Origin of the sequence: Meiothermus luteus (assembly GCF_003574085.1) — a bacterium.
Taxonomy (GTDB): Bacteria; Deinococcota; Deinococci; order Deinococcales; family Thermaceae; genus Meiothermus; species Meiothermus luteus.
Window position 1 is genome coordinate 1 of record NZ_QWKZ01000112.1, and the last position, 8192, is coordinate 8192.

Annotated in this window: 9 protein-coding genes; 6 read left to right on the forward strand and 3 right to left on the reverse strand. The window is 61.9% G+C overall.

Annotated elements, in window-relative coordinates:
• From Mlute_RS12945 to Mlute_RS12955, 3 genes are all read left to right on the forward strand, one after another.
• The coding region (locus Mlute_RS12945; RefSeq protein WP_147371093.1) for a metal ABC transporter substrate-binding protein at positions 1-782 on the forward strand (782 nt) is incomplete at its 5' end.
• 49 nt (positions 783-831) lie between these two features.
• On the forward strand, positions 832-1977 hold the full coding sequence (locus Mlute_RS12950) for a PQQ-binding-like beta-propeller repeat protein (RefSeq protein ID WP_245958975.1): 1146 nt from the start codon (positions 832-834) through the stop codon (positions 1975-1977).
• 68 nt (positions 1978-2045) lie between these two features.
• Positions 2046-3137 carry an NAD(P)/FAD-dependent oxidoreductase gene (locus Mlute_RS12955; protein WP_119361032.1) on the forward strand — a complete coding sequence of 364 codons (1092 nt, stop codon included), beginning with the start codon at positions 2046-2048 and terminating at the stop codon, positions 3135-3137.
• Positions 3138-3147: 10 nt separating this feature from the next.
• On the opposite strand, the gene Mlute_RS12960 is transcribed toward Mlute_RS12955, so the two are convergent.
• Genes Mlute_RS12960 through rpmG form a run of 3 tightly spaced genes read right to left on the reverse strand, consistent with a single transcriptional unit; the run spans position 3148 to position 5671 of the window.
• Positions 3148-4446 carry an APC family permease gene (locus Mlute_RS12960; protein ID WP_119361025.1) on the reverse strand — a complete coding sequence of 433 codons (1299 nt, stop codon included), beginning with the start codon at positions 4444-4446 and terminating at the stop codon, positions 3148-3150.
• Positions 4443-5507, reverse strand: coding sequence for a CobW family GTP-binding protein (locus tag Mlute_RS12965; RefSeq protein ID WP_119361026.1), 1065 nt, complete (start codon positions 5505-5507; stop codon positions 4443-4445). Before Mlute_RS12965 ends, Mlute_RS12960 begins: the two co-directional genes overlap by 4 nt.
• Positions 5504-5671, reverse strand: coding sequence for a 50S ribosomal protein L33 (gene rpmG, locus Mlute_RS12970; RefSeq protein WP_119361027.1), 168 nt, complete (start codon positions 5669-5671; stop codon positions 5504-5506). Before rpmG ends, Mlute_RS12965 begins: the two co-directional genes overlap by 4 nt.
• A 147-nt stretch (positions 5672-5818) precedes the next feature.
• Here rpmG and Mlute_RS12975 point away from each other — a divergent pair, with 147 nt between their 5' ends.
• The 3 genes from Mlute_RS12975 (at position 5819) to Mlute_RS12985 (ending at position 8059) form a co-directional block, all read left to right on the forward strand.
• Positions 5819-6190: a hypothetical protein gene (locus tag Mlute_RS12975; protein WP_119361028.1), complete on the forward strand. Its 372-nt coding sequence runs from the start codon at positions 5819-5821 to the stop codon at positions 6188-6190.
• A gap of 105 nt (positions 6191-6295) precedes the next feature.
• A complete protein-coding gene (locus Mlute_RS12980) occupies positions 6296-7732 on the forward strand; it encodes a PepSY-associated TM helix domain-containing protein (protein ID WP_119361029.1) in 1437 nt (478 codons plus the stop codon).
• Between the two features lie 21 nt (positions 7733-7753).
• Positions 7754-8059: a copper chaperone PCu(A)C gene (locus Mlute_RS12985; protein WP_119361030.1), complete on the forward strand. Its 306-nt coding sequence runs from the start codon at positions 7754-7756 to the stop codon at positions 8057-8059.
• Positions 8060-8192 lie beyond the last annotated feature (133 nt).

The following is an 8192-nucleotide window of genomic DNA, read 5'->3' on the forward strand; positions in this document are numbered from 1 at the left end:
GGGTTGGGGTGGTGGGGGTGGTACCCATGGGGGCTGATCCCCACAGCTTTGAGCCGCGCCCCTCCACGGTGCGGGCCTTGGCCTCGGTAAGGGTGCTCTTCGCCAACGGCCTCCACCTGGAAACCTTTCTACCTAAGCTTCAGGCCGTGCTGCCGCGGGGCGTCCAGACGGTGCTCCTGGCAGAAGGGGCCCCCAACCTGCTTTGCATCAGCGAGGCCGAGCGGAAAAGGGAGCTCGAGCAGGGCCTGGACGTGCACCGCCACGGCCTGTGCGACCCCCACCTGTGGCTTGACCCCAGCTACGCCCGGCGCTACGTGGAGCGCATCCAGGCCACCCTAAGCGCACTTGACCCCTCGGGCCAGGCCTTCTACGCAAGGCAGACGGCAGATTTTCTGAGGCGGCTCGAGGCCGCCGATGCGGAAATCAAGGCCTGCCTCACGGCCCTTCCCAAGAACCAGCGGCGGCTGGTGGTCCAGCACGACGCCTTCCGCTACGCCGCTCGCCACTACGGTTTTGAGGTGGTGGGTAGCCTGGCCCACTTCAGCGGTCAAGAGCAGGGTCCACAGGCCCTAAGCGAGCTGGCCCGGCAGATGCGGCAGGAGGGGGTGCGGGTCATCGCCGCCGAACCCCAGTTCAGCGCTACCCAGGCCCGCGTCCTCGCCGAGGCCACCGGAGCACGGGTAATTACCTTACTTTCGGACACCCTCACCCCCCAGGTGCCCACCTACCTGGCCCTGCTCATTCACAATGGCCGGGCCCTGTGCCAGGCCTTTTCCAGGTAGGGCTTGCTTTTTTGATATTGATATATCAATATCTACTCGGAGGTGAACCGTGAGAAAATCATTGCTCTTGGCCCTCATGCTGGGAATGCTGGGAACCCAGGCCACAGCCGGGGAGGAGCACCACCCCGGGCGTTTGGTGGTGGCCGACGGGAAGATTGGGCTTCTTCAGGTGATTGACCTGGAGAAAGGCGAGGTAGTGGGCCGCTTTACCGTCCCCGGCCCGGCCAACGTCTACACCGCCCCAGGCGGCCAGTACGCCTTCGCGATTCACCGCGAGCAAAACCGGGTGAGTGTGGTCTACAGCGGCTTGGGCCTAGAAGACCACGGCGACCACAAAGACCTGGTGCTGCAGACCCCCTACATCTGGGCCACCTTGAACAGCGGCCCCAAGCCCACCCACTTTAAGAGCCACGGTGACCGAATAGCCATTTACAACGACGGCGACGGCACCGTGGCGCTGTTTGACGCCAGGAAGTTGGGCTTGGTCGCCGACTTCAGCGAAATCTCCACCGGCGCCCCCGACCACGGAGCCCCAGTCCCGCTGGCCCAGGCGGTGCTGGTAGGCAGCCTGAACCGGGGAGTGGTAGAGGTCTACACCTACGGCGGGCGTAAGGCCGCCCAGTTTGAAGGCTGCCCACGCCTACACGGGCAGGCCGTGTTGGGGAGCACCGTGGCCTATGGCTGCGCCGACGGGGTGCTGCTCGTAGAGCAACGGGGCAACGGCTTCGTAGCCCGCAAGCTAGCCAACCCCATCGGCGCACCCCAAGGGGCGCGGGTAGGCACCCTGGTTGCCCACCCCAAGCACCCCTTCTTTATCGGGAACTTCGGCCAGGGCCTGGTTCGGGTGGACAGCACCCTAAGCGTCTACCCCTTGCCCGCCAACCCAGTTAGGTTTGGCTTTGACAAAGACGGCCGCCTGGTGGTGCTCACTGCAGATGGGCACCTGCATACCCTCGAGCCGGCCACCGGCAAGGTGCTAAGGAGCCTCAAGGTCAGTGAGCCCATCACCGCTTCTGGTGAGGGTGCAGTACGGCCCAGCATGGCGTTGGGCGACGGCGTGGCCTATGTGGCCCTGCCCGAGAAAGGGGAGATTCTCGAGGTTGAACTAGATACGATGGCGCTCAAACGCCGGCTAAACGTGGGCGGCACCCCCGGCAGCCTGGCCTGGCTGTGGGTGGAGGGGGCCCAGCACTAAGGTTTTGCTGGCTGGGCTAGGTCTAAAGCGTTGCCGTTGCCCCCGACATGGGGGCCTTTTTGTCAAACATGGAACGAACCGATGTGCTCATCGTGGGGGCCGGGCCGGCAGGCATTGGCGTGGGCCTAGCCTTGCAAAAACTGGGCGTCCAATTTCACATCCTGGAGCGCTATGGGGTCGGCGCTTCCTTTCGCCGCTGGCCGAAGGAGACCCGCTTCATCACCCCTAGCTTCACCGCCAACGCTTTTGGCCTGCCCGACCTCAACGCCATCACCCCCGACACCTCGCCTGCCTACAGCCTGGGTAAGGAGCGGCTGAGCGGGCCGGACTACGCCCGCTACCTGAAGGCCCTGGTAGGGCACTACCATCTTCCGGTCTTGAGCAAGACCGGGGTGCAGCGGGTTGAGGTTCTACCCGAGGGCTTTCGTGTAGAAAGCTCTCGAGGGGTTCTGGAGACCCGTTTTCTCATCTGGGCTACGGGTGAGTTCCAGTTTCCCCACCGCCCCTTTCGGCTGGGCCTCCACTACGGCCAGGTGAGGAGCTGGGCGGGCCTGGCGGGTAAGCGCTTCGTGGTGGTGGGGGGGTACGAGTCGGGGCTAGACGCGGCCTGCAACCTGGCCGCCTTGGGGAAAGAGGTCTGGGTGTTTGACCCCGAGGCCCCCTGGGAAAGGGCCAGCGGCGAGCCCAGTCTGGACCTCTCGCCCTACACCCATGAGCGGCTGGCGCGGGCTCTGAGCACGAGGCGGATTCATCTGGTGAAGGCAGGGGTAGAGGCCATCCGGCGAGAAGGCCAGGGGTATAGGCTCTACCTGAGCCAAGGGGAGCTGCGTATCTCCTCCGCGCCCATCCTGGCCACCGGTTTTGAGGGTGGTTTTGCTCCGGTTAGAGAGCTTTTCCACTGGGAGGGCGCCACTCCCCTTCTCAAGGAGGAGTCGGACGAGTCCACCCGCACCCCGGGGCTTTTCCTGGTGGGGCCCAAGGTAAACCACCGGGGTACGGCCTTTTGCTTCATCTACAAGTTCCGGGCCCGTTTCCCGGTGGTAGCCCAGGCCATTGCCGAGCGGCTGGGGGTAGACCCGGGGCCTCTCGAGGTCTACCGCAAGCGGGGGATGTGGGCCGACGACCTGGCGGCCTGCTGCACCTCGAGGTGCGCGTGCTGAGCCGCAAGGCTCATATGTTGTCCGACGCCCTGCTCAATGCGCGTTTGGGCAGCAAGAAGAAAAGCAAAACCCCTAGCCCAAGCAAAAGCCAGCCCATCCAGAAGACCAGCCCACCCCAAGCGTAGCTACCCAGCAGCAGCACCAGCAGATTGAAGCCAAAAACCCCTCCCAAGAGCCCCGCCGTGGGCCAGCGCAGCCGACCACGGCGGTGTAAAAACAGACCGTAAACCCAGGGTAGCAACACAAAGACCGCCATGTACCCTACATTGGCCACGGCCAGAATGGAAACTAAGCTGGAGCCAAAGACCAAAAGCAAGCCCAGGTTGACCCCGATGTCCAGCAGCAGCGAGCCTTGTGGGGTACCATAGCGGTTGAGCCGGGCAAAGTAGGGGGGAAGAAGTCCATCGCGGCTCATCTGATAGATGGTGCGGGTACTGGGCATCAGGATGGCCAGGGCGCTGTATAGGAGCGCAGCCACTAGAAAAAGAATCAGCAGGGTGGCCCCCTGTGGCCCCAGGTACGCCACAAAGAGGGGCCTGAGGGCCATAAAGGGGTCGTTTTGCAGGGTTTGTGCATCGCTGAGTAAGGCCAGCAGGAAGGGAATTCCGGCAAACGCCAAGAGGCTCCAGGCCGCAGCCCAGCCGAACATGGGCTTAGGGTTCCCACGAGTCTCGGCCACCACGCTGCTGATCATCTCCAGGCCGTAAGCCGTCCAGGCAATCACAAAAAACCACTTGATGTAGGCAAGAGCACCAAAGCTGCTAGAGGTGTTCAACAGGGTGTAAAACTTCTTTACTTCAAAGGTATCTAGGGCGATTCCCACCAGCACGAGCAAGGGTAGAAAGGTAAGAAAAGCCAGCAGATAGCTCGAGGCTATCACCCGCCCCAGACCAAACCAGTTAAGCGCGTACAGCAGGGCCATTATGCCAACGGCGAGGAGGGTAGGGTTGAAAGTGGTTTCCAGCGTTCCGTTCAGCAAGCTGGCACAGATGTAGCTGTTGAGCGCCGTGGCCGGGGTCCAGGCCAGCCAGTAGCCCCATCCGGACACAAAGGCTAGCCACCGGCTTCGGCCCTCAAAGACCTCCTGGGCGTAGACCGCGGTGCCCCCCGCCTTGTGGGGGTAAGCCTGGGCCAGCCGGTATAGCCAGTACGCTTGCAGCACGCCCAGGAGTGCCGCGGATAGCCAGATAAGCAGCGACCAGCTCCCCAGTTCGGCTAAGGCCCAGCCGCTTTGGTAGATCACCACGAAGAAGGCCCCCGAGATAAGGAGCAGGCCCTGCAGCCAGTGGAGCGAGCGGGGCAGGTTCATGCCAGGCAGGTCTCGAGCCGCCTGACTATCTCATCCTGGTGCCTGCTTAGGCCCTGCCCAATGAAGACAATCTCGGTGGGCTCGCGGTTGAGCGCCTCGAGCAGAGCCCGGTACCGCGCTTGTTCAGCTTTAGGTAGAGCACGCAGCTCGTGTTCGTTTAGCGGTTCCATGCGGGGCTCGAGCACGATCTGCTTGCCGGCCTGCGAGAGCGTGACCGGCACATGATTGACAAACTTGACCCACCCCTTGGCCCGAATTACCTCCTTAGGCCAACTATGCAAAAAAGCCTCGAAGGCCTGGACCTCAAACCCTCGTTCACTCCGGTAAACAAAACTCTCAAAGCCGTACTCCTCGGCCTCACTGCCGCTCTTGTTCCACTCGGCCTCCCAGTCGGGGTAGGCCAGCCCTTGGGCGTAGTTGTAGAGGCCGGTGCCCAATAGTTTCTGCGGCTCAATCTGGCCTCGCACGGTTCGGTAGATGCGGGCATAGGGGTTGAGCTCGTGGACGAAGGACTCCAGCTTTTGCAAGTCGGACTCGCTCACCCGATCGGCTTTATTGAGCAGCACGATGGAGGTGAACTCGAGCTGGTCGGCCAGCAGGGGAGCCAAAGGAGCCTGCACGGGGTTGCCCCCTGCGTCTTCTATCTCGTCTACGCTCTGCCAGCTCTCCCAAAAGTTCTCTGCGTCTACCACGGTGATAATTGAGTCCAGCCGAACCCGCTGGGGCAGGTCTTCCATGTGGAAGGTCTGGGCGATGGGCAGCGGCTCTCCAATGCCGGTGGACTCGATCAGGATGTAGTCGAGCTCGAGTTCGGACAGGGCGCGAAGCTCCTGCAAAAGGTCTTCGCGTAGGGTGCAGCAGATGCATCCATTCGACATCTCGACCATCTTCTCCGAGGTGAAACGCACCAGCTTGGCGTCCACATTGACCTGGCCGAACTCATTCACAATTACCGCAATCTTTTTCCCGTGCTGGTCGCTTAGCAGATGGTTGATTAGGGTGGTTTTGCCGGCTCCCAAAAAGCCAACCAGCACTGAGGTGGGGATGGGCGGTTTGTTCACAACTTTTTCTCCCGAGAGAGAACGTGTGTGCGAGCCCTGGGGTCGTACTTTCTCAGAGTCAACTTTTCGGGGGTGTTCCTTCGGTTCCTCTGCGTTACAAAAAATGTGCCGGTTCCTGCGGTAGAGACCATCCGAACCAGGATGCGGGTTCTCTTGTTTGCCATGCGATTATTGATAATGTATTATCAATAACATGTCAAGGGGGTTCTGCGCTTTTCCCAGGGGTGTAGCTTGAACGGGCGCTGGTAGCTTGACCCATCCAGGGACAGATGTCCCTGGCAAACTTTGGATAAGATTAGAATCGCTTTGGAATGACCCCTCCACGCCCTCACCAAGCCAACCGGGCTTTAGTCCTGCTGTTGAGCCTGGCTTTGCTGGTGGTTTCACTCGAGCTGGGGCTGCGCGGGGTCTTGATGTACAGCGTGGTTGGGCCCGATGAGCTCAGCCGCTTTAATCTGGCCAACCTCTGTGCCCTGGATCACCAGGGCCAGCCTCGGGAGGGGAACCACTCCGTAGAGCACGGGCCGCTCTGCTTCGTGCACTTGCTGCCAGCAGACGGTCTGGCTCCTGCCCAGGGCCGCTTTGCCCAGTCGCGCTTCGTGCGGTTTTTGCTAATCGAATCGGCCCTGGTACGGGACGCCTTCGTGCAAAACCTGGCGGCCCGGGGGCCTCCAGCGGCCTAGAGGATTCGCTTCAACCCCTCGTTTGGTGGGTCTAAGACCCGACGGCTCTAGGCCTTGTATCCCTCTGCTTTGAGGGCTCTTTCACACAACTCCAAGGAGGCTTCCATGACCCAAGCCCCTCAGGTGGGCGAATATACCCCCACGCAACCCAAGCTGTACCTGGCGGTCTGGCGCTGGCACTTCTACGCCGGGCTGTATGTGATTCCCTTTATGCTGATGCTGGCCCTGACCGGTCTGGTGATCCTCTTCACCCCCCAGATCGAAGACCTGCAGTACCGCTCGCTGATGTTCGTGGAGCCTCAAGGTCAGGTTCGTCCCTACGAGGCCCAGCTCGAGGCCGTACGCCAGGCCTACCCCCAAGCCACCCTGCAACGCTTCCGTCCCAACACCGAACCAAACCGTGCCTCGCAGGTGGCCCTGGAGCAGGACGGGCGGGAACTAACCGTGTTCGTAAACCCCTACACCCTGGCCGTGCTGGGCGAGGTGGACAACGCCAGCCGCTGGGAGAACATCGCCACCAACATCCACGGCACCCTGCTGATCCAGCGGGAAGTGGCCCTGCCCTGGGTGGGGAAGGTCAACCTAGGCGACCTGCTTATCGAGCTGGCGGCCAGCCTGATGGTGTTGCTGGTGGTCACCGGGTTGTACCTGTGGTGGCCCCGCAACGGGCAGGGGGTATACGGCACCCTGATCCCCCGCTTCAAAGCCCGGGGGCGCACCTTCTGGAAAGACCTTCACAGCGTACCCATGTTCTGGGTTGCGGGCATCGTGCTGTTTTTTGCCTTCACCGGCCTGGCCTGGACCGGCATCTGGGGAGATCGCTACGTGCAGGCCTGGAATACCTTCCCCGAGCAGATGTGGAAAGATGTCCCCAAGAGCACCCAGAACCTAGAAAGCCTGAACCGCACCGGTGAAAAGCTGATTCCGTGGAACCTGGAGAACTCCAGGCTACCCCTTTCGGGATCTATGGCCGGCAAGGACGGTATTCCCGCCGGAACCCCAGTCAACCTCGACACGGTGATCCAGTACGTACGGGACAACGGGGTTAACTATGGTTTTTGGGTCGCTCTGCCTCGCGGTCCGGAGGGGGTTTGGACGGTGTCGGCCAGCAGCATGAGCCGCGACGTCACCGACGCCCGCAAAGACCGCACCCTGCACATAGACCAGTACAGCGGCAAGGTGCTGGCCGATATCGGTTGGGGCCAATACAGCCTGGGGGCCAAGGCTATGGCCGCAGGCATCGCCCTGCACATGGGCACGTATGGCGGGTGGAGCCAGGCCCTCAACGCGCTGTTTTGCCTGCTTATCATCCTGGCCAGCACCGCCGCTGCGGTTATGTGGTGGCTGCGCCGACCCGCCGGGGTCTTCCGCCTGGCCGCTCCCCCTATGCCCAAGAACCTGCCCCTGTGGAAGGGTGTGGTAGGCATCATTGTGGTAATGGGGTTGCTCTTCCCGGTGGCGGGGGTAACCTTGCTTTTGCTGGTAGCCTTGGACTACCTAATCGTGCAGCGGATTCCTGCCTTGCGAAGGGTGGTGAGCTGAGTGAGGGGAGCCAGGAGGCTGATGCTGGCGTTTTTTTTCCTGGGCTTGAGCTTAGCCCAGCACGACCATAGCCAGCACGGGCACGGCAGCTCTATGCCGCAGGGGCGCATGAGCCCGATCCAGGTGTGCCTGGTCTCGGGCTGGGTGCGGCAGGTGCCCTCCAGCCTGCGCGACACTACGGTCTACTTTGTCCTACAAAACCCCACCAGCGCCGAACTGCGCCTTATCGGGGGCGAGAGCCCGGTGGCCCAGGGCGTCATGCTCATCCGGCTGTTGTTTGAGGGCAGCCGGGAGGCCCGGATCGAGCTGAGGATGGAACGGCGCTAGATTCTTATACCAAATCTCCCTCGAGGTGACACCTATAGTAGGATTGGGGAATGGGTCGTAGGATTGCCCCAATCGATTGGACTGAAAGCGCAGAGGAGCTGGAGGCACAGTATAGACGGGAGAGGAACCTGGA

Coding starts and splice junctions, on each gene's coding strand:
- rpmG (WP_119361027.1), bottom strand. CDS start 5,671: ATGGCAAACAAGAGAACCCGCATCCTGGTTCGGATGGTCTCTACCGCA.
- Mlute_RS12985 (WP_119361030.1), top strand. CDS start 7,754: ATGCTGGCGTTTTTTTTCCTGGGCTTGAGCTTAGCCCAGCACGACCAT.
- Mlute_RS12960 (WP_119361025.1), bottom strand. CDS start 4,446: ATGAACCTGCCCCGCTCGCTCCACTGGCTGCAGGGCCTGCTCCTTATC.
- Mlute_RS12975 (WP_119361028.1), top strand. CDS start 5,819: ATGACCCCTCCACGCCCTCACCAAGCCAACCGGGCTTTAGTCCTGCTG.
- Mlute_RS12980 (WP_119361029.1), top strand. CDS start 6,296: ATGACCCAAGCCCCTCAGGTGGGCGAATATACCCCCACGCAACCCAAG.
- Mlute_RS12955 (WP_119361032.1), top strand. CDS start 2,046: ATGGAACGAACCGATGTGCTCATCGTGGGGGCCGGGCCGGCAGGCATT.